The organism is Streptomyces sp. NPDC030840 (genome assembly GCF_055572015.1).
The window spans coordinates 510545-532695 of sequence record NZ_JBVIEE010000003.1 but is presented as its reverse complement, the minus strand read 5'-3'; the positions used below and the strand labels follow the sequence as shown (position 1 = coordinate 532695).

16 protein-coding genes and 3 pseudogenes are annotated in these 22151 nt (G+C 74.1%); 7 read left to right on the top strand and 12 right to left on the bottom strand.

Annotation, left to right across the window (positions count from 1 at the left end; translation table 11 throughout):
• Window positions 1-248 precede the first annotated feature (248 nt).
• Complete coding sequence (locus ACZ49J_RS09725) at window positions 249-2411, bottom strand: ATP-binding SpoIIE family protein phosphatase (protein WP_467447036.1); 2163 nt, start codon at window positions 2409-2411, stop codon at window positions 249-251.
• Between the two features lie 161 nt (window positions 2412-2572).
• On the opposite strand from ACZ49J_RS09725, the gene ACZ49J_RS09720 reads away from it, so the two are divergent.
• Entirely contained in the window at window positions 2573-3289 is a 717-nt protein-coding gene (locus ACZ49J_RS09720) for a PaaI family thioesterase (protein ID WP_467447035.1), read from the top strand.
• A gap of 327 nt (window positions 3290-3616) precedes the next feature.
• Here ACZ49J_RS09720 and ACZ49J_RS09715 read toward each other — a convergent pair whose 3' ends face one another.
• The 7 genes and pseudogenes from ACZ49J_RS09715 to ACZ49J_RS09685 all read right to left on the bottom strand — a co-directional run bounded on the left by ACZ49J_RS09715 (window position 3617) and on the right by ACZ49J_RS09685 (window position 8652).
• Window positions 3617-4411 carry a hypothetical protein gene (locus tag ACZ49J_RS09715; protein ID WP_467447033.1) on the bottom strand — a complete coding sequence of 265 codons (795 nt, stop codon included), beginning with the start codon at window positions 4409-4411 and terminating at the stop codon, window positions 3617-3619.
• Entirely contained in the window at window positions 4408-6060 is a 1653-nt protein-coding gene (locus ACZ49J_RS09710; protein ID WP_467447031.1) for a serine/threonine-protein kinase, read from the bottom strand. Before ACZ49J_RS09710 ends, ACZ49J_RS09715 begins: the two co-directional genes overlap by 4 nt.
• A gap of 316 nt (window positions 6061-6376) precedes the next feature.
• Window positions 6377-6547 (bottom strand): annotated as a pseudogene (locus ACZ49J_RS09705) (glycosyl hydrolase family 65 domain-containing protein); the annotation flags it as partial.
• Window positions 6548-6555: 8 nt separating this feature from the next.
• Window positions 6556-6657: pseudogene (locus tag ACZ49J_RS09700) on the bottom strand (universal stress protein); the annotation flags it as partial.
• Window positions 6658-7226 (bottom strand): annotated as a pseudogene (locus ACZ49J_RS09695) (DUF1918 domain-containing protein); the annotation flags it as partial.
• A gap of 41 nt (window positions 7227-7267) precedes the next feature.
• The gene (locus tag ACZ49J_RS09690; protein ID WP_467447030.1) at window positions 7268-7885 is read right to left on the bottom strand and encodes an Rv1733c family protein; all 618 of its coding nucleotides are present in this window, start codon (window positions 7883-7885) and stop codon (window positions 7268-7270) included.
• A gap of 293 nt (window positions 7886-8178) precedes the next feature.
• Window positions 8179-8652, bottom strand: coding sequence for a carboxymuconolactone decarboxylase family protein (locus tag ACZ49J_RS09685; protein WP_467447029.1), 474 nt, complete (start codon window positions 8650-8652; stop codon window positions 8179-8181).
• Between the two features lie 244 nt (window positions 8653-8896).
• Here ACZ49J_RS09685 and ACZ49J_RS09680 point away from each other — a divergent pair, with 244 nt between their 5' ends.
• Entirely contained in the window at window positions 8897-9802 is a 906-nt protein-coding gene (locus ACZ49J_RS09680; RefSeq protein ID WP_467447027.1) for a hypothetical protein, read from the top strand.
• Window positions 9803-9833: 31 nt separating this feature from the next.
• Here the strand turns inward: ACZ49J_RS09680 and ACZ49J_RS09675 are convergent, their stop codons facing one another.
• Window positions 9834-13670 carry an nSTAND1 domain-containing NTPase gene (locus tag ACZ49J_RS09675; protein ID WP_467447026.1) on the bottom strand — a complete coding sequence of 1279 codons (3837 nt, stop codon included), beginning with the start codon at window positions 13668-13670 and terminating at the stop codon, window positions 9834-9836.
• Window positions 13671-14025: 355 nt separating this feature from the next.
• Here ACZ49J_RS09675 and ACZ49J_RS09670 point away from each other — a divergent pair, with 355 nt between their 5' ends.
• From ACZ49J_RS09670 to ACZ49J_RS09660, 3 genes are read left to right on the top strand one after another with little or no spacing between them, the layout of a single operon-like run.
• Window positions 14026-14931 (top strand): glycoside hydrolase family 16 protein, encoded by a 906-nt coding sequence (locus tag ACZ49J_RS09670; RefSeq protein ID WP_467447025.1) that lies wholly within the window; start codon window positions 14026-14028, stop codon window positions 14929-14931.
• Window positions 14932-14936: 5 nt separating this feature from the next.
• Complete coding sequence (locus ACZ49J_RS09665; RefSeq protein ID WP_467447024.1) at window positions 14937-15446, top strand: hypothetical protein; 510 nt, start codon at window positions 14937-14939, stop codon at window positions 15444-15446.
• Complete coding sequence (locus ACZ49J_RS09660; RefSeq protein WP_467447023.1) at window positions 15443-16894, top strand: tetratricopeptide repeat protein; 1452 nt, start codon at window positions 15443-15445, stop codon at window positions 16892-16894. Before ACZ49J_RS09665 ends, ACZ49J_RS09660 begins: the two co-directional genes overlap by 4 nt.
• A 27-nt stretch (window positions 16895-16921) precedes the next feature.
• On the opposite strand, the gene ACZ49J_RS09655 is transcribed toward ACZ49J_RS09660, so the two are convergent.
• Together ACZ49J_RS09655 and ACZ49J_RS09650 are read right to left on the bottom strand one after the other, a co-directional pair.
• Window positions 16922-17695, bottom strand: coding sequence for a hypothetical protein (locus ACZ49J_RS09655; protein ID WP_467447021.1), 774 nt, complete (start codon window positions 17693-17695; stop codon window positions 16922-16924).
• On the bottom strand, window positions 17685-18200 hold the full coding sequence (locus ACZ49J_RS09650) for a SigE family RNA polymerase sigma factor (RefSeq protein WP_467447020.1): 516 nt from the start codon (window positions 18198-18200) through the stop codon (window positions 17685-17687). Before ACZ49J_RS09650 ends, ACZ49J_RS09655 begins: the two co-directional genes overlap by 11 nt.
• 258 nt (window positions 18201-18458) lie before the next feature.
• On the opposite strand from ACZ49J_RS09650, the gene ACZ49J_RS09645 reads away from it, so the two are divergent.
• Window positions 18459-19529, top strand: a complete 1071-nt coding sequence (locus tag ACZ49J_RS09645; protein ID WP_467447018.1) for a sigma factor-like helix-turn-helix DNA-binding protein — start codon at window positions 18459-18461, stop codon at window positions 19527-19529.
• Window positions 19526-21388 carry a transglycosylase domain-containing protein gene (locus ACZ49J_RS09640; protein ID WP_467447017.1) on the top strand — a complete coding sequence of 621 codons (1863 nt, stop codon included), beginning with the start codon at window positions 19526-19528 and terminating at the stop codon, window positions 21386-21388. The genes ACZ49J_RS09645 and ACZ49J_RS09640 overlap by 4 nt, the downstream gene beginning before the upstream one ends.
• Window positions 21389-21406: 18 nt before the next feature.
• Here ACZ49J_RS09640 and ACZ49J_RS09635 read toward each other — a convergent pair whose 3' ends face one another.
• Entirely contained in the window at window positions 21407-22138 is a 732-nt protein-coding gene (locus ACZ49J_RS09635) for a DUF4232 domain-containing protein (protein WP_467447015.1), read from the bottom strand.
• Window positions 22139-22151: the final 13 nt, after the last annotated feature.

Below are 22151 nucleotides of genomic sequence, written 5' to 3'. Positions count from 1 at the left end.
GCCCAACGCACCACCGAAGGCACAGCGCACCACCCGGCGGCACCACTGCACCGCCGCCGCCCGCACCGCGCGTGGCGCTGCCCGCAGGGCGCGCCGCGCACGGCCGCGCACCGCTGGTGGCAACCGCCCGCACCGCCGGGGTCACGCCGACTGCCGGCCCGCTCGGCGCCGCGCGGCGGCGGAGGCGCGCCCGGACCACCAGGCCGCGCCACCCGGCGTGCGTACGGCGCCGCCCCACGCCAGCCGCGTCACCTTCCGACTGCCGCCCAGACCACCTTGCCGGTGTCCGTCCACCGCACTCCCCACCGGGTGCTCAGTCCATGCACGACGTGCAGGCCCCGGCCGCTGTCGTCGAGGAGCCCGCCCCGGCTCAGCCGCGGCCTGCCGTTGCCGGTGTCGCCCACCTCGCACAGCAGTCCGTGACCGGACCTGATCAGCCGTACCGTGATGGGGCCGGTGGCGAAGCTGACCGCGTTGTCGACCAGTTCGCTGACCACCAGCAGCACGCTCTCCCGGGTGTCGTCCCTGGTGCGCCACTGCCGCAGCAGCGCGGAGACCAGCGTGCGGGCCCGGCCGGCCGCGTCGGCGCGGGCGGGCAGACGCCAGGTCGCGGTGTCCCCCTTGCGGTAGCCGATCATGCGGGCGAGCAGCAGGGTCACGTCGTCGCGCCGGCGCCCGGGCGCCAGTGCGGAGACCACGCGCCGCGCCGCCTGCTGCAGGGCGTCCCAGGGGTGCACCGTGGACACGGCGTCCGCCAGCCTGTCGATGCCCTCGTCGATCGGCACGGCGGGATCCTCCACCAGGCCGTCGGTGTAGAGGGCGAGCAGCGAGCCCGGGGGTGCGGCGAAGGTGTGCACGTCGAAGGGCTCCCGGAGCGCGAACTCGGTGCCCAGCCCGGGGTGCGGGCGGACCGGGACCGGGCGGGCGGGCCCCTCCGGGGGAGCCAGGACCGGAGGAAGGTGGCCGGCGCTGGACAGCGCCACCCGGTGGCTGACCGGGTCGTACACGGCGATGCAGCACGTCGACCCGAGGGCGCTGTAACCGGCCGCCAGCCCGGACTCCGCGTCGTCCAGCAGCGACACGGTCTCGTCCAGGTGCTCCAGCACCTCGTCGGGCGCCAGCCCCGCGGACAGCAGCGCGCGGGCCTCCATACTCAGCTGCCCCATGGTCGCCGCGGCTCCCAGACCGTGCCCGACGACGTCACCGACCACCAGCGCGGTACGGCCGTCCGGCAGCGGAAAGCTGTTCACCCAGTCACCGCCGACGCCCGCGCTGTCGGGGGTGGCGGGCTGGTAGACGCGGGCGGTCTCGATCGTGTCGCCGCCGGTCCTCGGCAGCAGTCGGCGCTGCAACGCCAGCACCTGCGTGTGCTCGCGCTGGTGCTGACGGGCCAGGTCGACGTGATGAGAGGTCCTGGCCACCAGTTCCTGCAGGTCGAGCAGCTCGCCGTCGTGGAAGGGCCGGTCCGCCCGCCGCCAGACCTCCGCCACGCCCAGCACGACGGGCGGCGCGCCCTCCAGGACCAGCGGTATGCACGCCACACCCGCCGCCCGGTCACCGGGCACCAGGGCACGGACCAGCCGCGAACTGCCGAGCACCCGCTCGACCGCCTCCCGGTCGGGTATGACGATGGCCTGCGCGGCGTCGTCACGCCGCAGCGCCTGCGACAGCAGGCGACTCGCGTCGCCGGGAAGATCGCCGCCCGGAGTCACGTAGCCGTCGGGCCACGCACGGTCCGGCACCAGGGCCGCCCGCCGCAGCCGGACGCGCCCCAGCGGCTGCTCGGTGACCATCTCGCCCGTCCACACGGCGAAGTCGAGGTCGACGGCGGCCACGTCTCCCCAGGCCAGCAGGGACTCCGCCAGCGACTGCGCGGTCTCGCCGATGTCCAGTGAGGTGCCGATCGCGGTCTCGGCGGCGTACAGGTGCAGCCTCCTGGCCATGGCGATCAGGGTGACGGTCAGGCCCTCCTGAGGCGCCGCGGCGGCCAGGATGCTCATCGAGACCACCAGCTCCGAACCGTCTCCGCGCCGCAGGCGCTGGACCCGGGCGACGTGCGGCTCACCGGTCTCGAGGACCTGCCGCAGGCGCCGTGTGACCGTCGGTACGTCCCCGGGAGGGAGAAGATCGACGAGAGGGCTCCCGATCGCGGCCTCCACCCCCGCGAAAACGGGAGCGTCCAGATTGAAGCGGGTGATCCGCAGATCCCGGTCCAGGGTGACCGCGCCGAGGATCTGCTCCTGATCACCAGGTGCCGGGTTGGCGTGCGGGAGCCGGAGGGCGCCGCGGTCGCCCTGCGCGTGGGCGGAACCGGCGGACGCCGCCGTTCCGCCGCGCGGGATGTACCGCCCCAGGGCGCTGCTGACCATCTCGAACGGCGACGAGGAGGAGGGGGAGGATGTGGAGTCCATACGACTCTCTCAGCGCGCTCGCCGACCCCGGCACAGCGCCGGGGCCGTACCAGAACCCGTGCGGCAGGGTCCCGACCTTCCTGACCGCACACCTCATTCAATAACACCCCGGGCCGCTTCGCCCACACCAGCGGACGGCGGGGATGTGGTGGAGTGACGCCATGACCGACATCGAGACGATCACGGTGCCCGGCCTTCTGCGGGGCTATCCCGGGGTGGCGTTCGGCGGGTACGTGGCGGGGGTGCTCGCCGGGCGGGTCCCGGCCGGGAGCGTACGGGTGGACTTCCGGCGGCCGACCCCGCTGGAGGTGCCGGTGGAGCTCGCGGAGACCGCCGGCGGCGGGGCCGTGCTGACCGGTGCGGACGGGGTGCTCGCGGTGGCCGTGCCCGATGAGGTGGACGTCGTGGCGCCCGAACCGCCTTCCTGGGACGAGGCGTCGGCGGCGGCCGAGGCGTATCGCGCGGCTCCACCGGAGGGGGTCGTGGACTGCTTCGGCTGCGGACTCGACCGCACGTCCGACACCGGGCTCCGCCTGCACTGCGGGGTCGTGCCCGGACGGGATCTCGTGGCCGCCGCGTGGACGCCCGGGCCCGCGCTCGCGGACACCCGGGGGATGCTGCGGGCGGAGCTCGTGTGGGGGGCTCTGGACTGTCCGGGAAACGCCGCCGGGCGGCTGCGGGGGACGATGCGGGAGGGGGCGGTGACGGCCTCGCTCACCGCTCGGCTGCTCCGGCCGGTGCCGGTTGCCTCGCGGCTGGTGTCGTACGCGTGGGTCCTCTCGGAGGAAGGGCGGAAGCACCGGATGGGTGTCGCCCTGGCCACGGACGGGGGTGAGGTGTGCGCGATCGCCTCGGCGCTGTGGGTGAACCGGCGCTAGCCCCCGGACCGTGAGGTCCTTCAGCTCGGCGAGCGCGCGCCGCCCCTGCCCGTCCCATCAAGTCCACCCACGGCGTGCGTGCGGCGGCTGCGGGTTGCGGCTGCCGCTGACCGCCGCGGCTCACCAGCGCCTCATGGGCCGGCGCGCCGGTGGCGCGCCGGTCAGGGCGGTGTCCCGGCCTCCCACCGCTGGTCGCGCCGTCCGAAGCCGTGCATCAGCGCCACCGCCAGCGCGCTGACCAGGAGCAGCACGCTCTGTACAGGACCGCAGGCCAGGGTTCTCTCGGGAACCGTCGGCATGGTCCGTGGGCCGTGTGGCGGCGGCCCGTCAGGAGCAGTCGTACGTGAAGGTCGCGGAGGCCGCGTGACGGGTCGGGGAGAGGACGCGCAGTTCGGCCCGTGCCGCGTGGTGGCCCCCGCCCTGGAAGGTCCAGCGCAGGTGAAGGCGCGCCTGTCGCTGGCCCCGGACCACCACTTCCCGCAGGACGCCCGAGGCGGTGCCGTCGCTGCGGATCCAGCGGTAGGAGAGCGTGCCCGCACGGCCGTCCGTCCTGACCAGGCCGACGATGTCCGCGGTGCCGTCGCACCCCAGGACCGTCGGCCGGGCCGTGACCGCCACCGCGCGCACCGAGGCGGACGGACCGAGGCGCTGCCAGGCGAGGAAGGCCAGGACGCAGAGCAGCACCAGCGCGGGCAGGGCGTGTCTGCGCAGCCGTCCACGCGGGGGCGTGGGGGGCGGCGGCACCGCGGGCAGGGTCCGGTGGGTGGGGTGGGCGGGGTGGGTTCGGTGCGCGACGTCGGCGGTCACGCCCGGGCCGAATCGCAGCACGGTGTCCTCGACCCGGTCGGGCGGCGTCGGCCAGGTGTCCGAGGAGGGCTGTTCGACGAGCGTGTCACCCGACTCGGGCCGCTGGATCCAGTGGCTGGACAGCACGGTGGCGCTGTACTCGGCGTCCGCGGAACCGGGTTCGCCGCCAGGGGGGCGGGCGTCGCTGGGGCCGAGGCGGAGGGTGGCGGTGCGCTCGTCGCCGGCCGCCGGCGCCCCGGTCGGCGTCTCCGTCGCCACCTCGGTCGGCCCGTGGTCGTCGGCGGGCACGGGAGTCCGGTCGTTCCGAGCGGTCATCGGAGCTCACACTGCCTGGTCAGAAGCTGCTGCGAGGCGCCGCCGTCGGCGGAGGACGGCGTGGTCGTGGCCTGAACCGTCCAGTAGCAGCCGTCGCGGGCGAAGCTGTGGTCGACGGTGATCGTGTACTGCCTGGCGCCGCCGCGCTCGAAGGTCTGGGGCGCACCGTCCTGGGTGCCGGGCTGTCCCGCCGTGTCGCCCCTGAACCACGAGACGGTGAGGGAGATCGGCCCGGTGCCTTCCGTGGTGACGTCGATGGTGGCCGTGGCGGTCGTGGGGCCCGTCTGCCGGAACGCCGACACTGTGACGTCCTTGACGGCGGGAGCGGCGGGCGAGGCGGGGGAAGCGGTCGTCGGCTCCGTGGTGGTCGCACCGCCGGGCGCCGTCGTCTCGGGGGCCCCGGCCGAGGGGGCGGAGGCCGAGGGTTCCCCCGTACCCGAGGACGCCGGTCCCGACGGCGACAGGCCGGGGGACGCGGACGCGTCGCCGGACGCGGTGGATGCCGGGGACGGGGACGACGAGGCCGCCCCGGGGGGAGCGCCGGTCGCGCCCGGCTCCGCGCCCGGCTGGGCACTGGTGGTGGCCAGGGACCGCGCCGCCGTCTGCGGATCGGCTCCCGCGACGTACGGCATTCCGTAGGCCAGGACCGCTCCCAGGAGCACGGCGGCACCCGACACGAGCATCCCGGGCCGGCCGGGCAGCCACGACCGCGCCCCGCCCTGACCCGCCTCCCGGCTCAGGACCGTGCGTGCGGTGTCCCTGGTGGTGCGGGGTGCGCTGCGGGCCGAGGGCAGCAGCAGCGGCAGCAGCGCCACCAGTGAGGCGAGCCGGCCGCGACCGCGTTCCTCCCAGTCGGGCCCGTAGGCACCGCCGGCGGCCGCCTCCAGTTCCGTGACGAACGCCTCGGCCTGCGCGGGCCGTGCCCCGGGGTCCTTGGCCAGACCACGCCGCACCAGGTCCCGTACCGGCTCGGGGACCTCGTCCACGGGGACGGGCGCGTCGATGTGCCGCAGGGCGAGTTCGGCGAGGTTGTCCCCCGCGTACGGCTTGTGGCCCGTCAGGCACTCGAAGAACGTGGCCGTGGCCGCGTACACGTCGGCGGCGGGCGAGGCGGGCGCGCCCGTCCACTGCTCCGGGGCCATGTAGGACGGGGTTCCCGCCACACCTGCGCTGGTGCCCGCGTCGACCGCGATCCCGAAGTCGACGAGCTTGGACGACCCGTCCGGCAGCACCAGGACGTTCTCCGGCTTGTAGTCGCGGTGGACGACGCCGACGCGGTGCGCGTCGGCCAGGCCGAGCAGCGATCCCTTGAGGATCACGAGCGCGGCCTCGGGGCCGAGCGGGTCCTGTCCCCTCAGCAGTGTCCGCAACGAGACGCCGTCCACCAGCTCCATCACGATGGCGGCGCCGTGCGGGCTCTCCACGTACTCGTACAGGCCGGTGACGTACGGGCTCCGCAGTCCGCCGAGCAGTCGCGCCTCCGCACGGAAGTCGTGCACGAAGCCCGGCCGGGTGCGCAGTGACTCGCTGAGGTACTTCACCGCGACCGGACGGCCGGTCTCCTCGTGCACGGCCAGGACGACCCGCCCGCTCGCCCCGGACCCGAGCTCCAGTGATTCGGCGTATCCGGGCACTGCCCATGTGTTCATTCCGTCCCCCCAAAGCCTCCGCGCCACCGGAGCCCCACCGCTCCCGAGTGACCGGACCACGCGCGGAGAGAGACACATTTTCGGCCACCGCGGTTGCGGTACGGCACCCGCGGTTCCCCGCTCCGGGCACCGGCCGGCGCGGTGGGCACTGGGCAGCACGGATCAATGGCGCTGCCGGGCCTGGGCGGCTCGGCAGTACGCCGTGGCCGGAAGTATCCGGGAGGCGTACCGGGACCTCAAGGCCTGCCGCGCCGCCTTCTGGACTCGCTGCGGCTGCCGGGCGCGTCCACGGACGCCTCTTCGCTCTCCTCGCGGATCAGCTCTCGGGCGGGACCAGCGTGCAGGTCTCCCCGGGTGCGATGGTGACGGCCCGGTCGGGCAGGACCAGGCGGATCGGTGGCTCCTCCGAGGCGGGCACCCGGATCCGCAGCTGCCCGCTGCGGCGCCGTACGGCGACACCCCAGTGGCCGCGGTAGCGCAGCGAGAACCTAACGCGGAGTGGTGCAGCAGGGTGTGGGCGACCCTGCCCAGTTGCAGACCGACGTGGCCGTGCCGCCGCAGGGCACCGCCGACGACCAGGTCCGCGTCGGCCGGCGCCGTGGAGAGCAGGGCGCGGCAGTCGTCCGGGCCGAGTTCCCGCAGCCGGGGGTGCGCGAGTGCCTCTGGCCCCGACCGGTCGGCAGATCGATGCCGCCTCCGCGCAGGGCCTCGGCGCTGGTGCCGAGTGCGGTGGCCAGGTTGAGGAGGCTGGCCGCCGTCGGGTTGGCCGGCTGTTCCTCCAGGTACGCCAGGTACTCCGGCGCCATGCCGGCGCGGCGGGCCGTCTCCTCCCGGGTCAGCCCCTGGCGTGCGCGCTCGGCGGCGACGCGCCGGCCGATGTCACCGGGGTCGGGCGCCCTGCTGGGCCGGGCCTTGCCGGCCACGGGTGTCCCGTACCCACCGGTCGGCCGGGAAGGGGCGTGCGGGTGCCCGGGCCCGTGCTCGATGTGACGGACGTACGCGTCGGGCCCGGGGAAGACGAGCGTCACTTCGTCCGTGTCCGACCAGCGCACGTCGTAGGGCGGCGTCCCGTCCGCGTGGCGCAGGCCCACGATTTCGCCATCACGCCTGGTGGCGCCGGTGGCAGGGCTTTCGACCACGAGTTGATCGCCGAGTTGTGCTCGCATGATCGCCACCGTTTTCTGAGCTTGCTGGGCGTCGCCGACTGTCACCCGTGGAACCGCGCGGACCACGAGGGCTCCACCAGCTCCCACTCGGCGTCCCACTGCGCGTACCTCCTGCGGTTCAGCGCCAGACGCACACCTTTTCGCCCGGCGACCACGACGACGGACACGCCGAGAGCGGTGAGACCGCCCGTCAGCCAGCTGGTGGCCGCCGCGTGGCCGGCGGACAGCGGCGGGTCCCGGACGGTTCCCTCCTTGTCCACCCAGATACGCACGGTCGAGCCCGCCGTCTTGTCGAGCGACACGCGGGCGGTTCCGGTCTTCTTCCGCCCGTCCTGGCCCGTCCAGCTGACCCGCGCCGTCTGCTTCCCGCCCGCCGCGCTGTCCGATGCCGCGTCCGGGGCGGAGGTCACGCGTGCGGTGATCCGGTGCCGTTCCGCGGACTGGGACTGGACGGTGCGCATCGTGGACTCGTAGGCGGACAGCCCCGCCCACACCGAAGCCGACGGCAGGCCGAGGACGAGCAGCACGAGCAGCAGCCTGGAGCACCAGACCTCGACACGGTCGGACGTACGCCTCAGCGGGTTCGCGCCCCTGGGCGGGTGGTGTTCCCGGTGCGGCCGGTGAGGACCGGAACCGTGCGGCGGATGCTGTGCGCTCATGATCTGGCCTCCAGCTGTCGCTGGTGCGCTCCCGTCACGTCTGTTCTTCCTCACCACCTTCCACGGGGGCCGGGACCCCGGTCACGGGGCCGAAGGTCCCTGCTGACCACCACTCGGCCCACCCGCCCGTCACCGTTCACACCTGCGGAACGACCGCGATCGGACACGGCGCACCGCTCGTGCACGGTGCCCCCGTTGCTCACCGTCATGTCCAGCTTCCAACGGGACGGAGGCCGCCGCCATGCGTGCCGGATCGGGAGCGTGCGGAAGAGGGTGCCGCCCCGGTTGAGGGGCTACGCGAACTGGCCGGGCCGGTAGTCGCCGGCGGGCTGCTGGACGATGACGTTGACGCGGTTGTAGGCGTTGATGAGGGCGATGAGGCCCACCAGGGCGGTGAGCTGGTCCTCGTCGTAGTGCTTGGCCGCGTTCGCCCAGACCTCGTCCGGGACGCCGCCGGCCGCGTCCGCGATACGGGTGCCCTGCTCCGTCAGCTCCAGGGCGGCGCGCTCGGCGTCGGTGAACACCTTCGCCTCCCGCCAGGCCGCGACCAGGTGGAGGCGCTGCGCGGTCTCCCCGGCGGCCTCGGCGTCCTTGGTGTGCATGTCGGTGCAGAAACCACAGCCGTTGATCTGGCTGGCACGGATCTTCACCAGCTCCTGCGTCGCGGCCGGCAGCGCCGAGTCCGCGATCACCCTGCCCGCCGAGTTGAAGTGCTTCAGCAGCTTGGCAGCGAGCGGGGCCCCGAAGAGGTTCAGACGAGCGTCCATGGAGAACTCCAGTGTCGTTGTGGATGGTTGCACCTCATTGACGGAGCTCCCCGCACCGATGTGACAGGAGCGGATGTGACGTACGTCTCTCGGGGCGTCCCGCGTCCCCCTTGTCCACCTCGGCACCGGGATTGTTCACCTCCGGAGCCCCGGTGACTGAACAATCCGTGCCGCGCTGAACTGGACCCGCGGTGCCGGATTCCGGCCCGCGAACATGGGTCACAGCACGCGGAGAGGTCGTTCCATGTCCAGAGGAGTGAGCGTTGCCGTGGCGGTCGCCGGGCTGGTACTGGCCGTCGGCGGCTGCGGGGGCGGGACGCAGGAGAAGGCCGACGCGTCGGGCAAGGGGGCGGCCGAGCCGACGCCGGCACGGCCGCCGTCCAGGGAACTGGTGACGTGGGTCGGCGGCATGTGCGCGTCGACAACCGCCCTCGGGAACCTGCGGAGAGACAGCGCTGCCGACCTCAGGGAGATCCGTGCATCGGGCGAGGACTCTCTCTCCGCCGACGCCCTCGCGGTCAGCTATCTCTCCGGGACCCCCTGGGCGGTGGAGACCGTGGAAAGCGACCTGGAGGACCTCGGCCCGTCGGGCGTGCCCGCGGCCGACCGGCTGCGCGACGCCTTGCTGAAGAAGGTGAGAGGCGTCGTGGCCGAACTCGACGGGGTGTCCCCGGGCACGGCCTTCGACAACGCCGAGGGCACTACCGCGGGCGTCGACAAGCTCGTCCAGTCCCTCACACCGCCCGAGCCGGACCTGCCCGCCCTCACGAAGAAGGATCCGCGGCTCGCGGCCGCGTACGAGCGCGCGGACCAGTGTGCCCCGGGCTGGAAGCCCGGCGACGACGCCGAGGAGACGGCCTCGCCCGAGCCCGACCCCTCCGGCCCGCTGCCCCGGGCGAAGGACGGCACGAACACCGGCGCGTGCTCGGACGGCGAGTGCGAGATCCTGGTGACCCGGTCGGCGAGCATCACGGCGAACGGGCTGACCGTGGACGTCACCGTGACGGACGAGTCCGTCACCTTCATGACGCCGAGCACCGTCATGACCCTCGGTGGCCAGGGGGGTGTCGCCAGGTTCGGCGACGCCCTGAAGGCGACCGTCGTCGCGCAGAACGCGGACGGCGCCGTCCTGGAGATCACCACCCCCTGAGGGCCCGCGGGGGCCTCAGCGACCGTAGGGATCAGCTCCCGCCGCACACCGCCCGGTACGGCAGTTGCGGCAGGTGCTCCTCCCACTCGGCGCGGGTGAGGACACCGCCGGTGCGGTCGCAGACGTGGTCGGCCGCGCGGTCCGCGTCCAGGGTCCACACCCGGGCCGTCAGGTCGTAACCGGCGGAGGTGAGGGTGTCGCCCCTCGGGCTGAACGCGACGGAGGTGACGGTGTCGAGGTGGCCGGTGAGTTCCTGGCCGGCGGGCTCGGCGCGGGCCGGGTCGGCCACGTTCCACAGGCGGACCGTGTGGTCGCCGCCGGCCGTCGCCAGTGTCCTGCCGTCCGGGGCGAAGGCCACGGACCTGACCGCCCCGCGGTGCTCGGCCAGCGGCTCCCCCGACGGGCGTACGCGGTCCGGCTGTTCCACGTCCCACAGCCGGACGGTGCGGTCGTCGCTGCCCGTCGCGAGTGTCCTGCCGTCCGGGGCGAAGGCCACCGCGTTGACCTGCTCCTCGTGGCCGGTGAGGGGAGCGCCCGCGGGGCGTGCCCGCGTCCCGCCGTCCACGTGCCACAGCCGCGCCGTCCCGTCCCCGCTGCCGCTGGCCAGGACGCGGCCGTCCCGGGCGAAGGCCACGGAGGTGACGGCGTCCGTGTGGCCGTGCAGCGGTTCGCCCAGCGGCCGGGCGCGCTCCGGCCGCCGTACGTCCCACAGCCGCACCGTGTCGTCCTCGCCACCGGTGGCGAGCGTGCGGCCGTCCCGGGAGAACGCGACGGTGAGGGTGCCGCCCTCGTGCGCGGGCAGCGGTTCGCCGAGCGGGGCGGGACGTTCGGGCGCGGAGACGTCCCACAGCCGCACCGTGCCGTCCTTCGAACCGCTCGCCACCGTACGGCCGTCCGGGGAGAACGCGACGGCCGCCACCTGGTCCTCGTGGGCGAGGACCCTCGGCAGCCTGCGCGGGCGGTCCGGCCGGCGTACGTCCCACAGGCGGACCAGCCCGTCGTCGGTGCTGGCGACGGCGAGCAGGCGGCCGTCGGGGCTGGGGGCGACGGCGGTCAGCGGGTTGGTGAAGTCGGTGAGGACGGTCGGCGGCCGGTGCCACAGGAGGACGGCGCCGTCGGCTCCGGTGCTGGCGAGGGTGCGGCCGTCGCGGCTGAAGGCCACCTCCCACACGGCCTCCGAGTGGCCGGTCAGCGGCTCCCCGAGCTGCTGCGGGTACGCGGGGTTGGCCACGTTCCACAGGATGGGCGTGTCGTCCTCGCCCGCGCTCGCCAGGGTCTCGCCGTCGGGGCTGAACGCCACCGACATGACTGGCGCGGTGTGCGCGGTGAGCGGTTCGCCCAGCGGTTTCAGGCGCCCCGGGTCGGACGCGTCCCACAGCCGTACGGTCTCGTCGAAGCCCGCGGTGGCCAGGGTGCGGCCGTCGGGAGAGAACGCCAGGGTCCAGACCGGCTCGGTGTGGGCGCGCAGGGGCTTGCCGAGGGGTGCGATGCCGTCGTCCTCGCCGAACCGCCACATCCGTACGGTGCCGTCGTAGCCGGCCGTGGCCAGCGTGTCCCCGTCCGGGGCGAAGGCGACGGCGCGGACACTGCCCTCCTTCGACTCGTCGGCCTCGGCGGGCCTGCCCAGCGGCTCGGGGCGGGCCGGGTCGCTCAGGTCCCACAGCCGCACTGTCCCGTCGTCGCCGGCGGTGGCGAGGGTCCGCCCGTCGGGAGCGAACGCGACGGACACGACGTTCTCCGCGTCGTGGCTCACCAGCGGCCGGCCGACGGCGCTGGGCCGCTCCCGGTCGCGTACGTCCCACAGCTGGAGCGTGCCGCCGTCCCCGGCGGCCGCCAGCAGGTCACGGTGGCCCGGCGCGAAGGCGACCGCGCCGACCCGTCCCCCACGCAGGCGCAGCGGTTCGCCCAGCGGCCTCCCGTCCGCCGGCCCGGCGGTGTCCCACAGCCGGACCGTGCCGTCGTGGCCGCCGCTCGCGAGGGTGCGGCCGTCGGGCGCGTACGCCACGGAGCTGCCGACACCGTCGTGGGCGGGCCGCCGGGTGGCCAGCACCCGGCCGGTGTCCGAGGCCAGCCGGGTCCGCAGGTCCCAGGTGGAGCGCATGCGGTACGCGGCGACGTCGAGCCGGGCGGCCAGCCCGGCGTCGGTCTCCCGGACGCGGTCGGCCTCGGCGGTGAGGCGGCCGAAGACGGCGGTGTCCCGTTCGCTCTGCGCGGTGGCGCGCGCCTGGAGTGCGACGACGGCGGTGCCGGTGGCGATCAGCGCGAACACGGCGAGGACCGCCACGACCGTACGGCGCAGTCGTACGGCGCGGCGCCGGCGCCTCAGCGAGGCGGTGAGGAACCGCCGTTCCAGCGGGGTGAGTTCGTCGCCGCGGCCGTCCTGAAGCGCCGTGCCGTGAGGCGGGGCGGCGTGGGGGAAGGCGTCGCGGGCCGCGGACAGCCGGGAGCCGGCGTAGAGCGCGGCGCTCTCCCGGCCGAGCGCCTCCCAGGTGCGGGCCGCCTCTGAGAGGGAGCGGTGGACGCGCAGCCGGTCGCGTTCGGCGTCCAGCCATGCGCGCAGGCGCGGCCACGCGGTGATGAGGGCTTCGTGGGCCAGGTCGACCGTGCCGTCGTCGAAGGTGATGAGGCGGGCCCGTACCAGACGGTCCAGTACCACGCGGGTGTCGGCGGGATCGCCGAAGTCGAGCTCCGCGTGGTCGGTGGGGCGGCGGGTGTCGGAGGTGCCGTCGCCCGGGGCGACGAGCCGGAGCAGGATACGGCGGGCCAGCTCGGCCTGCGGCTCGGTGAGTTCGCCGTACACCTGCTCGGCCGTGCGGACGACGGCTCCGCGCAGACCGCCGGCCGCGTCGTAGGCCTCCTCGGTCAGGACGCGGCCACTGCGGTGGCGCCAGGTCTCCAGCAGGGCGTGCGACATGAGCGGCAGTCCGCCGGGGGCGCCCTCGACCTCGTCCAGGAGGCGGTCGGTCAGGGAGCGTTCGACGATCAGGCCGTCCGCGGCGGCCGGACGGACGATGGCCTCCCTCAGCTCCGTGCGGCTCATCGGCCCGGCGAGCAGCGTGGCGTCCTGCAACGCGGCGGTCAGGCCGGGGTGTTCGGCGCAACGGCCGAGGAAGTCGGCCCGCACGGCGATGACGACGCGCAGCCGGCTGCCGGCGTCGGTGGCGGCGACGAGGCGGTCGATGAAGGCGTCCCGGTCCGCCGGGTCGGCGCCGAGGGTGTACAGCTCCTCGAACTGGTCGACGATCAGCCAGGTGTCGGCGTCGGTGTCCGGTACGGGCACGAGCCGGCCGGCGTGCGTGCGCAGCGGGTCCGCGCCGGGCGTGAGGATCCGTACCGCCGCGGGAGGTACGTCGTCCGCCCCTTCGCCCGCTGTGCGCAGCCGGGGGATCAGGCCTGCCCGCAGCAGCGAGGACTTGCCGCTGCCGGAGGGGCCGAAGACGGCGGTGAAGCGGTGCTCGCGGTTCAGCTCGGTCAGCCGCTCCACGAGCTGTTCGCGGCCGAAGAACAGATCGGCGTCGCCCGGTTCGAACCGGGTCAGACCGCGGTACGGCGGCCTGGAGCTCTCCTCCCCGGCCTTCTCGGCGGCCAGCTCGGCCGACGCCTCACGCCAGCGGCGCTCCCACTCGACGGCGTCGCCGCCGCACGCCTTGACGTAGGCGAGCGTCACCGCGCGGCTCGGCAGCTGCTTCCCGGCCGCCGCCTGCGACAGGGCGGTCACCCCGTACGGCGTCCGCTCGGCCATCGCCCGGTAGGTGGGCTTCCCCGCGGACTCGCGCAGCGCGCGCAACTCGGCGGCGAACCGCGGTACGGGCCCGGCCTGAGGATCCAGCTCGCCCTCGACGCGCCCCGGTCCGGTTCGTCCCGGCACGTGCCCGCCCTCCCCTCGTTCACGGTGGCCGGCGACGGGCCCATGACCCAGCGCGTCCACTCGGGCGCCCACGGTAGGCAGCGGCGAGGCCACCCGCAATCGAACGTCCGGCGAATCCACAGGCACGACAGAGGAGTTCACTCGATCCTCACCCTTCCTCCCGACCTGCGTCCGCCCCACCAGGTTGTTCAGTGCCGGGAGAGGGCCTGCTGAACAACGGTGCGCGGCGGTCGACTGGTCGAGGGACATGGCCGGAGGGGGCCATGAGGCGGTCCGAGCCCCGCGAGGGGAGGGCTCGGACCGCCCCTTCCCCCGGGCATCTCCCCGCACACGCGCCACAGGCTGAAGGAGAGTCATGTACGGACGACATCCCACCCGGCTCGCCGTGGGCTTCGGCGCGGCGACGGTCGCGGCACTGCTCGCGGTGACCACGGTGAACGCCGCCGGCACCGGCCACCCCGTGACCGCCGCCCGCACCGGCCACCCGGTGACCGCCGCCGAACGGTACGGCTGGGGCGACCCGCTGCCCGCGTGGTCGGACGAGTTCGACTACGGCTCCGAGGCCGAGCCCGCCGTACCGGACCGCGACAAATGGCGCCCGGCGGGCGGCGGCACCGGCGAGTGCTGGCCCGGCCACAGCGGCAACGGCCGCCGCTGCGACGCCAACACCCGGGTCGTCGGCGGCGTGCTGCGCATGACCGGCGAGGCGAACGGCGACACCGGCTGGCTCCGCTCGCCGTACGGGCAGCGGTACGGCCGGTGGGAGGCCCGCGTGCGCTCCCGGGCCACCGCCCCCGACAACGGGCGGCAGTACCACCCGCTGCTGCTCCTGTGGCCGGACTCGAACAGGCACCCCGAGGACGGCGAGTACGACTACCTGGAGAACGGCGCCCCGGGCGAGGACTGCGCCGAGGCGTTCCTGCACTACCCGCACCCGGAAGGCGTGCCCGTGCAGCAGGAGTCCGCGCGCAAGTGCGGCGTGGACCTGTCGCGGTGGCACAACGTCGCTCTCGAGTGGACCCCGGACCACCTGCGCGGATTCATCGACGGCGAGGAGTGGTTCCGCTTCTCCGGCGGCGCGAACGAGGACCGCGACTGCATCCAGTGCGCCCCGTCCATGCACCAGACCATCCAGCTCGACAACTTCCACGGCGACGACCTGCAGAGCGCCGTCTACGAAGTGGACTGGGCGCGGGTCTACGGCCTGGCCGACGGCGAGCACGACGAAGAAGACGGACAAGACGACGGGCGTGTGAGGTGACCGCAATGCAGAACTCCCCCAACCCGCCCGGCTCACCCGCCACTTCCGGCTCGCCCGGGGCGGTGCGCATGCCCCGCGTCGTCGTACTCGTCCTCGCGCTGGTCACCTTTCAAGCGCTGGCCAACGTCCTCGGCGGCTGGACGTTCATCGAGGAGAACCGGAGCAGGCAGGAGCACGGGCAGGACCTCCTCCTCCCCACGGCCCTGGCCTGGCTCATGGCGCTGTTCTGCTGGGGGCTGGCGGCGCTCCAGATCGCCTGCGCCGTGCTGGCGCGCGGGCGCCGCACCTGGATCCGGGTGGCGCTCATCGTGTGCCTGTCCCTCCTGTCGCTGGGAGTGGTCTTCGCCTTCGTCGCGTCGATGGCCGCCGGGGCACCCAGCCTCGCGGGGTTCGTGCTCGCGGGCTTGGACATCGCGGCCCTGTGGACGGTGAGCGGCGAGACGGGCCGCGCCTACTTCTCCGTAAGCGGCCCGGCATCGGCCCCGGCCTCGGCCCCGGAGGTGAGCGCTCCATGACCCACCCGGCGTACGCACCCGGCCCGTACCCGCCGCCGGAGCCTCCCGAGCCCTCCGAGCCGCCGAGGAACCCGGCCCCCGGCGACCCGGTGGCGGCGGCACTCGGCAACGCCTCACTGCTCGGCATCGGCTATCTGCTGCTGGGTCACTGGCGGCTCGCCGTGTTCGCCGCGGTCGGATCGGCCTGGCTCCTCAACGTCGTCGCCTCGACCGCCGATGTCCGGGCCGAGATCCTCCTGCTTCTGTGGTGGGTGACCACCACCGCGCACGGCTGGCTCCTGGCCCGCCGGCGCGCGGAGCACGTCGTACGGCGCGGGCAACGGGCGGGCACGCTCGCCCTCACGCTCGCGGTGGTGCTGACGGCCGTGCTGCTGCGCGTCGACTCGTACGGCATCGAGGACCGCGTGAACGAGGCCCGCGAGGGCGGCGACTGCGCGGCGGCCGTGGCCGCGCAGGGCGAGGTGTGGTGGGGCCACCGCCTGGCGGGCGCCCCGGTGGTGGAACCCGGCGACGCGGTGGTGCGGGCGTGCCACCGGCTGGGCCGGGCGGCGTCCACCCTGACCCGCGCCGCACAGAAGGGCAGCACCGAGGACCTGGAGCGGGGCTTCGGCATGCTCACCGGTGTCCTGCGGGAGCCCGGCAACGAGCAGACCGTCAGGACGGTCCTGGACGCCTTCCTCGGCCGGCTGCCCACCGGCGACTCCTGCTCCACCGCCGACCTCACCGGCTGGCTCCGCGACCGCGAGCCCACCCGCGACGTACTGGACCGGTCCGCCGACACGGCCACGCGCACCGAGCCCGCCGCCCTGGTGGGATGCGGCGACCACCTGATGACCGAGGACGCCTGGCAGCAGGCACGGGCGCACTACCAGCAGCTCCTCGACGAGTACCCCGACGACACCCGCGCGGCCGAGGCACGCGGCGGGGTGAAGAAGGCCACCCTCGCCATCGAACTCGACCAGGTGCGTCGCCTGGTCGCGAGCACGTCCGACGCGGATTCCGGCTACTGCGCCAAGCCCGCGAAGTACAGCGGAGCCCCCGCCTACCGCAAGGGCTCCCACCGCGCCCTGTTCCTCGGCGACACCGAGTACACCGGCAAGCTCCCCGGCTCCTGGCGCACCGACGACCCCGCCAAAGCCGCGCTCGTGGTCTGCGCGGACACCGCGGAGAACGGGGCCTCCGTGGAGACCTGCTACTACGAGAACGACGAGTCCGCCTCCTTCCCCCACCAAGTGACCTTCTACAAGGTCAAGATCCCCCTGAAGGTCTACGAACTGCGCACCGGGAAGCGCCTCGACCCGCGCGCGGTGCAGATCAGTGGCGGAAGCTGCCCGAGCGTCCTGCGCTACTCGTACTACGGCACGTATGACTACGGTCCGGGCGACCAGTTCGTCTCCACCGCCAAGTCGGACGTACGCGACGCCTTCCGGCCGGTCCTCACACGGTGACCGCGCGTACGGGACAGCGCACGGCGGCTACCGGGTGGCCTCGGCCGTCCCGGCGGCCGGGGACGCCTGAGGGTCCTCCGCTGTGGGGGTGGGTGCCACAAAGGTGGGTGTCGCGGCGGCGTCCGAGGGCTCGGTGGCCGGTTGCGTCTCGATCCTCACCGAGAGGGTGTCGCCGAGGCGGACCCGGGCGTAGAACCACTTGGCGTCCTCGGCGGCGAGGCCGATCACGCGGCCTTTGACGTCGTAGGCGCCCAGGGCCTTGAGCTTCGCGGTGAACGTGCCGACGTGGAGCGGCTGGCCCTCCCCGTCGCGCAGCTCCACCGCGTACGGGACGCTCACCACGGTGCGGCCCTCGGGGACCACGTCGACGGCCAGTTCTCGCGCGTCCTGCTTCTCGGCAACCGTCAAGGGGCTCGTGGACGCGACGAGGGCGTCGAAGTCCGTGAGGATCGGCATCACCCGGCCGTCGAAGGTGAGGGTTTGGTGGGAGGCGTCGAGTGTGCCGGAGACGGGCGCCGGAGTGGCCGCGGACGGCACGGCGGAGGCGGAAGGTGTCGCGGCCGGGTTGTGGCGCCCGGCCGGGTCGTCCTGGTCCGCGCCGAGCCGCAGGGTCAGGGCGAAGCCCAGCACGGCGAGGACCGTGGTCCCCGCGCCGAGGGTGACGGCGGCACGGCGGCGGCGCCTGCGGCGCATCGCCCGCTCACGTATCTCGGCGCCGCCGACGACCGGCTGCGTCGCGTGAGTGGTGACCAACTCACGCAGCGCGACGACGATTTCATCGGACACGGCTTCATCGGACACGGCCGCTCTCCTTCCGGATCGGCGCGTCGGCCTCGTCCACCGCGAGACGCTTCGCCAGCTCCGCCCGCCCCCGGGACAGCCTCGCCTTGACCGTGCCCACGGGAGCACCGGTCTCGGAGGCTACCTGCTCCACACTCAAGTCGCACAAATGGTGCAGGACGATCGCCATCCGCTGGGCCTCGGGCAGTTCGCGCAGGGCGGCCACGAGCGCGGTGTACTCAGGGCTCGGCCCCGGGGTGGAGTCGGGCGGCGGGGTGCGCCGCACCAGTTCCAGCCAGCGCCTCGCCCGCCGCCAGCGGCTCACCGCCAGCCGCATGGCCACCGTGCGGATCCACGCCTCGGGAGCGCTGTCCGCCAGGAACCGCTGTCTTCGGTCCCAGGCCCGTACGAAGGCCTCCTGGACGACGTCCTGGGCCTCGCCGTGGTCCCCGGTGAAGGCGTAGAGCTGGCCGGTCAGCCGGGGGAACGCGGTCGCGTAGAAAGCGTCGAACTCGTCCTCGGTCATGCCTCCACCGGAATCCGTGCACATTCCTTGCAACCCGGCCACCTCCGCCGTGCGTACAGATCCCGTAGGTCCCGTAGGTCGCAGTCGCGAGCGCGACCCCACCGGGAAGACGGAACACACGGGTTCCAGGCTCCCTCTTCCTTAACGGTGTCGGCTCGCCGGCTGCTCAACCTGCCCGCATCATCCGGCAGTTGCCCGACCAGGCCGGACGCCGACGCGTCCGGCCACGACCGAGTTCCCGAGCCGAAGGACCGCCACGTGCCACCGACCCACGACCTGTTCCCCACCGGCCACGACTTCGCCACGTACGCCCGGACGCACTGGTCCCGGCTGGTGGTGACCGCGGGGCTGCTCACCGACGACGCCGGTGCGGCGGAGGAACTGGTACGGAGAACTCTGGTGCGGATGTGCGCGCGGTGGCGGCGCGTTCCGCGCGACGACGCGGATTTCCATGTGCGGCGCGCCCTGGTGCAATGCCATGTGCGCAGGCTGCGGGGACGGCGGGCCGCACGACGGCAGGCCGTTCTGGTGCTGCGGGTCTGGGAGGGGCTGGCGGACGCGGAGATCGCCCAGTTGCTGGGCTGCTCGGCGGGCGCGGTGCGGGCCCATGCCAGACACGGGCTGGAGGCGGCCGGCGCCGACCCCGGACGGCTGCGCGAGGTGTACGCCCGCGCCGCCCGGGACGTCGTCCCGTCCGAGGTGCCGCTGGCCGGCATCCAGGCTCAGGGCCGGGTCCGGCGCCGGCGCCGCCTCGCCGTGGCCCTGGCCGCCTGCGCGGCACTGCTCACACCCGTCGCGCTCCTCGGCGCCGACCGAGTCGGGGGCGGCGGTGACGCGGACGGGACGTCCGGAGCGCGGGCCGGGGGCGGCGGCCGTCCGGCGGCGAGCCCGGTCCGGGTCGTGGCGCCCGGCGAGCGGGTGACCGCCGGGCCTGGCGTACGGGTGTGGCTGACGGCCGACGGCGGGCACTGGTCCGTGCCCACGGCCCTCCCGGACCGCGGGGGCGACGACGAACCCCCGCTCGACGAACCGGGCGTCTCCTTGAGGGCGGACAGCGTGAACGGCGGATTCTTCCTGTCGGGCCTCTTCCGCGGTCTGAGCGGCGAGCCGGGCCGCGTCGAGGTGAACACCGGCGCCGGCAAGGTCACCGCGAAGGTCCTCGTCCTCGCGGGCAGTCCGGGCTGGGGCGTCTGGTACGCGAGCGCGCCGCTGCCCGACAAGGACATGAAGATGCTCCTCTCCGCGGGCGGGGACGAGCGGATCGTCACGGTGTACGACGCCTCGGGCAAGGTCGCCGCACGCTCGGAGCGCGAGTGGTGGCGGATATGAACGAGACCGGGAGCGGGAACGGGAACGGGAACGGGAACGGGAACGGGAACGATAGCGGGAACGGGAACGGGGATGGCAGTGGGACGGCAGGGGCGCGCACGGCACAGCGGCTGAGGACGAGGAGGCCCGGGAGGCCGGGGAGGCCGGGGAGGCCGGGGAGGCTGTCGGTGGCCCGGCGCCGCGAGCGCCCGCCGCTGCGGACCCGGTTCCGGCGCACCCGGGGCCGGCGGCTTCGCCGGCTGCTCTACGCCTTCCTCACGCTGATCGCGGTCCTGTGTACGGCGGCCATCGTGGCGTACCACCTGACGGCCATTCCGAAGCCGCACCCCGAAACCGTCACCCAGAGCACCGTGTTCCTCGACTCGGGCGGCGCCTACCTGGGCCGCCGCGGCCCGGTCGACCGGCAGGACGTCCCGTTGTCCGCGGTCCCCCGGCATGTGCAGGACGCGGTGATCGCCGCGGAGAACCGCTCCTTCCGTACGGACAGCGGGATCTCGCCGCGGGCCATCGCGCGGGCCATGCTGGCGACGCTGACGGGCGGCGAGCCGCAGGGCGGCTCCACCATCACCCAGCAGTACGTGAAGAACGCGCTGCTGAGCCCGGAGCGGTCGCTCACCCGCAAGGCGCGCGAGGCGCTCATCGCGATCAAACTGGACCGTACCCGTACCAAGGACGACATCCTCGAGGGCTATCTCAACACCGTGTACTTCGGGCGGGGCTCCGCCGGGATCCAGTCCGCCGCGCGCAACTACTTCGGCGTGGACGCCAGGAGCCTGACGGTCGCGCAGGGCGCCGCGCTGGCGTCCATCGTCAACATCCCCTCCTACTACGAGAAGGCGGGCTCCGACCCCAAGGTGACCGCGAAGCTTCTCCGCCGCTGGGAGTGGGTGCTCGACGCCATGGCGGCGGGCGGGAGCATCACGGCGAAGCAGCGGACCGAGGCGCGTTTCCCGGCCTTCCGGTTCTATCCGCCGGGCGAGACCGAGGGGCAACGGCAGTATCTGATCGACATCGCCGCGAAGGAGGCCGCCGACCGGCTCGGCATCACCGAGGACCAGCTCGCGAGCGGCGGCTACAGCGTGACGACCACCTTCGACCTGGCGCTCCAGGACAGCGCCACGCAGCGGATCCAGGAACACCCCGGCGGGAGCAAGGGCGTCCGCGTGCACACCGCCGTCGTGGGCATGGTGCCCGGCGACGGCGCGGTGCGGGTGCTGTACGGGGGCTCGGACTACGCGCGGCAGCCGTTCAACGACGCGGTGAGCGGGGCCGTGGAGGCGGGTACGGCCCTGGAGCCGTTCGGCAGGGTGAAGGTCGGCAAGCCGCTGAGCGGGCTGCTGCGGACGGCGGCGCCGACCCCGCTGAACCTGGCGTCCGCGTACGCCGCGGTGGCGGCGGGCGGCAGGTACGCCACCCCGTACACCGTCGCGCGCATCACCCGCGAGGGCAGCACCGTCTACCGGGCGCGTCCCGACGTGCGGCGCGTGCTGGGCGAGAAGGAGGCGGTGGTGGCGGGCGTGGAAGCGGGGGCCGGGCCGGTGCCCGTCGCCGACGACACCGTCGTCTCGGCGACCTCGGAAGCGCAGGCGGCGATGAAGGCGTTCGCCACCCATGGGGCGGGGGGCGGGACCACCCGGCGGACCGTGTGGACCACCGGGTACGACGACCGCCTCGCCCTGACGGTCGCGCTGTTCGCCGACCGGGCAGGCGGCAAGAAGGGCACGGCGGTTCCCGCGCAGCTGCCGAACGAACCGCCACCGACCGAGTTCGCACAGAACGTGGCGGCGGGGATCTGGGGCGCCGCCACGAAGGGCGAGTACGTCGGTCCGGGTGAGCGGCGGGCCGGTGCGCCGAGGTGACACCGGATCACATCGCGCTCACCAGTTGATGGCGTCGTCCATCGACTGCTGCCAGTACGTGACCTTGAGCGAGTCGTCGACGTAGAGGCCTTTCGCGGGCAGCGGCGGGTGGGCGCCCGTGCCGACGCTCTCGTTGCCGGAGGGGCCGCGGAAGTAGACGGCCAGGGAGTTCACGGTGTGGCCGTTCGCGCCGCTGCCGTCGGTGGCCGACAGGCTCACGGCGGCGTAGCCGGCCTCACCCGGCTTCAGCGTGACGACTGCCTGAGGCTTCGAGTCCTCGATGACCGGAGGCACGGCTTGGGCCTCGCCGAAGCGGACGGCCGGGTAGCCGTAGAGGAAGCAGGTCTTGCTCCCGGTGTTGGTGACGGTGAGCAGCATGTGGTTCACGGGGCGGTTGAGCGGGGCCGCGACCGTCTTGGTGCTGGACGCCTCGCAGGTGACCGGCTTGCCGGAGGAGCCGGACGCCTTCGCCCCGGAGGCGCCGGTGGTGGACCCCGAGGTGTCGGTGGAGGACTCGGCACCCGAGGAGGAGTTGGAGTTGGGGGCGGAGGGCGAGTTCGAGCCGGAAGAAGAGGTCGAGCCGGAAGAGGAAGCACCGGAGGACGAGTCCACCGTCGGGGTGTTGATCGTGGAGGCGCCCTCGTCGTTGACGCCTGTTCCGTCGTTGCACGCGGTCAGGGAGAGCGTGGCGAGAACGGCGGTCGCGGCGGCGCCGACGAGACGGGTGCGGGAGGTACGGAGGTTGAACATGTGGCTGTGCCCC

Bases quoted from the DNA above. Each gene is read 5' to 3' on its own strand.
- ACZ49J_RS09635 (WP_467447015.1), bottom strand. From the start codon at position 22,138: ATGTTCAACCTCCGTACCTCCCGCACCCGTCTCGTCGGCGCCGCCGCG.
- ACZ49J_RS09680 (WP_467447027.1), top strand. From the start codon at position 8,897: ATGTCCAGAGGAGTGAGCGTTGCCGTGGCGGTCGCCGGGCTGGTACTG.
- ACZ49J_RS09660 (WP_467447023.1), top strand. From the start codon at position 15,443: ATGACCCACCCGGCGTACGCACCCGGCCCGTACCCGCCGCCGGAGCCT.
- ACZ49J_RS09725 (WP_467447036.1), bottom strand. From the start codon at position 2,411: ATGGACTCCACATCCTCCCCCTCCTCCTCGTCGCCGTTCGAGATGGTC.
- ACZ49J_RS09650 (WP_467447020.1), bottom strand. From the start codon at position 18,200: ATGACCGAGGACGAGTTCGACGCTTTCTACGCGACCGCGTTCCCCCGG.
- ACZ49J_RS09640 (WP_467447017.1), top strand. From the start codon at position 19,526: ATGAACGAGACCGGGAGCGGGAACGGGAACGGGAACGGGAACGGGAAC.
- ACZ49J_RS09715 (WP_467447033.1), bottom strand. From the start codon at position 4,411: ATGACCGCTCGGAACGACCGGACTCCCGTGCCCGCCGACGACCACGGG.
- ACZ49J_RS09720 (WP_467447035.1), top strand. From the start codon at position 2,573: ATGACCGACATCGAGACGATCACGGTGCCCGGCCTTCTGCGGGGCTAT.
- ACZ49J_RS09690 (WP_467447030.1), bottom strand. From the start codon at position 7,885: ATGAGCGCACAGCATCCGCCGCACGGTTCCGGTCCTCACCGGCCGCAC.
- ACZ49J_RS09710 (WP_467447031.1), bottom strand. From the start codon at position 6,060: ATGAACACATGGGCAGTGCCCGGATACGCCGAATCACTGGAGCTCGGG.
- ACZ49J_RS09665 (WP_467447024.1), top strand. From the start codon at position 14,937: ATGCAGAACTCCCCCAACCCGCCCGGCTCACCCGCCACTTCCGGCTCG.
- ACZ49J_RS09670 (WP_467447025.1), top strand. From the start codon at position 14,026: ATGTACGGACGACATCCCACCCGGCTCGCCGTGGGCTTCGGCGCGGCG.
- ACZ49J_RS09685 (WP_467447029.1), bottom strand. From the start codon at position 8,652: ATGGACGCTCGTCTGAACCTCTTCGGGGCCCCGCTCGCTGCCAAGCTG.